Genomic DNA, 839 nt, shown 5'->3' with positions numbered 1-839 from the left:
TACGGCGCCTGGTACGAGTTCTTCCCCCGCTCCGAGGGCACCCCCGACCGGCCCCACGGCACTTTCCGCACCGCCGCCCGCCGCCTGCCCGCCATCGCCGCGATGGGCTTCGACGTCGTCTACCTCCCCCCGGTCCACCCCATCGGCACCACCCACCGCAAGGGCCGCAACAACACCCTCTCCGCCACCCCCGACGACGTCGGCGTCCCCTGGGCCATCGGCTCCCCCGAAGGCGGCCACGACACCGTCCACCCCGACCTCGGCACCCTCGACGACTTCGACCACTTCGTCGACCGGGCCGCACGACTCGGCCTGGAAGTCGCCCTCGACCTCGCCCTCCAGTGCTCCCCCGACCACCCCTGGGTCCACAAACACCCCGAGTGGTTCCACCACCGCCCCGACGGCACCATCGCCCACGCCGAGAACCCCCCGAAGAAGTACCAGGACATCTACCCCCTCGCCTTCGACGCCGACCTCGACGGCCTCGTCACCGAGACCGTCCGCGTCATCAGGTTCTGGATGGACCACGGCGTGCGCATCTTCCGCGTCGACAACCCCCACACCAAACCCGTCGTCTTCTGGGAGAAGGTCCTCGGCGAGATCAACCGCCACGACCCCGACGTCATCTTCCTGGCGGAGGCCTTCACCCGCCCCGCGATGATGCACACCCTCGCCCAGATCGGCTTCCAGCAGTCCTACACCTACTTCACCTGGCGCAACACCAAGCAGGAACTGACCGAGTACCTCACCGAACTGACCGGGGACGCCGCCTCCTACATGCGGCCCAACCTCTTCACCAACACCCCCGACATCCTCCACGCCTACCTCCAGCACGGCGG

Annotated in this window: 1 pseudogene; it reads left to right on the top strand. The window is 68.8% G+C overall.

The features are described 5' to 3' along the window. Nucleotides 1–839, top strand: a pseudogene (locus RM812_RS41935) (alpha-1,4-glucan--maltose-1-phosphate maltosyltransferase); the annotation flags it as partial.

Source organism: Streptomyces lancefieldiae, assembly GCF_031845825.1.
GTDB classification, from domain to species: Bacteria; Actinomycetota; Actinomycetes; order Streptomycetales; family Streptomycetaceae; genus Streptomyces; species Streptomyces lancefieldiae.
Note: the sequence above shows the minus strand (reverse complement) of the source record. Positions and strands in the feature narration are given on the sequence as shown.